Origin of the sequence: Anabaena sp. CCY 9402-a, assembly GCF_963920945.1 — a bacterium.
Classification (GTDB): Bacteria; Cyanobacteriota; Cyanobacteriia; order Cyanobacteriales; family Nostocaceae; genus Trichormus; species Trichormus minutissimus.
The window spans coordinates 1-1,474 of record NZ_CAWUDL010000183.1 but is presented as its reverse complement, the minus strand read 5'-3'; the positions used below and the strand labels follow the sequence as shown (position 1 = coordinate 1,474).

Genomic DNA, 1,474 nt, shown 5'->3' with positions numbered 1-1,474 from the left:
AACCACTCACTTTTTTTATTCTTAATACTGCTTAATCCTTAACCGAGAAGTATTGTGACTCTCTCCACTCTTCACCCTCGGTTTACACCCAACAAGCCCCTCCACTTCAGATTAAGAGAGAAGCCAGCCTGATGTAGCCGCAAGTTCAAGATGTTTCAGGTGCTGTAGTGGCTCGGCAGAACGGAGATGACGGGCGATCGCTTTCACCAACTGAACCACTTCCCCAAGTGCCAAGTCTGTTTGTCCAGTGGGCGTATCCAGTCTGTCCACTTGCCTACTGGACGTGTCTAGTCTGTTGTCCTTTGAATCATAATTTGGGAAAAATTTTGAATCATAAATCGAGAAAGAGTTAACGCAATTTCAGGCTTTCTCGCCAATCACAACATAAAACTTTGAATCAAATCATGAGATAGAGTTGAAATTCTGAAGCATAATTAAAGAATTAGGACTTACGCATTGACAGAATAACAAAATAGTGAATTGATGAATATAGGTCGTCTATTTTGCAGGTATCGGATAATCAGAGAAATTACTAAACCCTCTACAGCACAATGTAATCTAGACCTCTACACGTTATTTTTGCTGTCAGAGCCGAAGTTTGCGGGGTGCAGTAGGTTAGCAGAGATATTGGGCGATGTTTCACATGATAGCGTGAATCGCTTTTTATTAAGAGAGAGATATGAACCGAAAGATTTATTCAAAATAATAGAGAAAATCATCAATTTGGTAGGAGGGATACTAAGTATAGACGATACAGTAGAACCCGACTTCATCAGAGCTTAACCCCGCTGCATTTTTGAACGATAGCAGCATGAATCCCCAAAAGGCATTAAACAAGGGATATTCAGATGCTTAAAATCCGGAATAAATCCTGAGTTTCCCAACCAAGGAATCTGTCAAGGTGGTGTGATAAGTCCTTTATTAGACTTGTCTATAAAAGATAAAAAGCTGACTGTGAAGGGATTATAGGAGATATAACTGAGATAAAATAGTTATCATTGCTGAACGTAAAAATCACGGTTTAGGGGTGAAAATAGGAAAATTATCAAAAGTTTCTCAAAACAGAGCTTTCTAAAAAAGTAAATGTTCAAGCGAATGATTCAAATATCATGACTTAGTATAAATGAAGCATTTAGATGTAACCTAACTAATCCACATACCGTCTTTAACACCTGACTATAACGATGTCGAGCTAGACGAAATCTATCACTGGCTACGCGAAAAATTTTCACCCTACATATCAGATGTTCCACAAAAATCCTTCTAGAAGATAATTTCTTATTCTCTGATTTTTGCGTTTCTGAAAGTTCGGCTTTTTTGGGTTTCTTGTCAGGTGTGGTAATAAGTGCTTCTCCTATATAAGCTTTATCTCCTAGGAATCTTTGTTTGGTATCCAGAGTTTTGCGATTATTTCTAAATAATTAGGACTTACGCATTGACAAAAAACATCATCTATAGAACCTAGGGATGCTAG

2 protein-coding genes and 1 pseudogene are annotated in these 1,474 nt (G+C 37.9%); 1 reads left to right on the top strand and 2 read right to left on the bottom strand.

What is annotated here, in order from left to right:
- Positions 1-111: 111 nt before the first annotated feature.
- Positions 112-270 carry a hypothetical protein gene (locus tag ACM0OR_RS28170; RefSeq protein ID WP_414579701.1) on the bottom strand — a complete coding sequence of 53 codons (159 nt, stop codon included), beginning with the start codon at positions 268-270 and terminating at the stop codon, positions 112-114.
- 309 nt (positions 271-579) lie between these two features.
- Here ACM0OR_RS28170 and ACM0OR_RS28165 point away from each other — a divergent pair.
- Positions 580-759, top strand: a pseudogene (locus tag ACM0OR_RS28165) (IS701 family transposase); the annotation flags it as partial.
- Positions 760-1,100: 341 nt separating this feature from the next.
- On the opposite strand, the gene ACM0OR_RS28160 reads toward ACM0OR_RS28165, so the two are convergent.
- Positions 1,101-1,397, bottom strand: a complete 297-nt coding sequence (locus ACM0OR_RS28160; protein ID WP_414579702.1) for a transposase family protein — start codon at positions 1,395-1,397, stop codon at positions 1,101-1,103.
- Between the last annotated feature and the right edge of the window lie 77 nt (positions 1,398-1,474).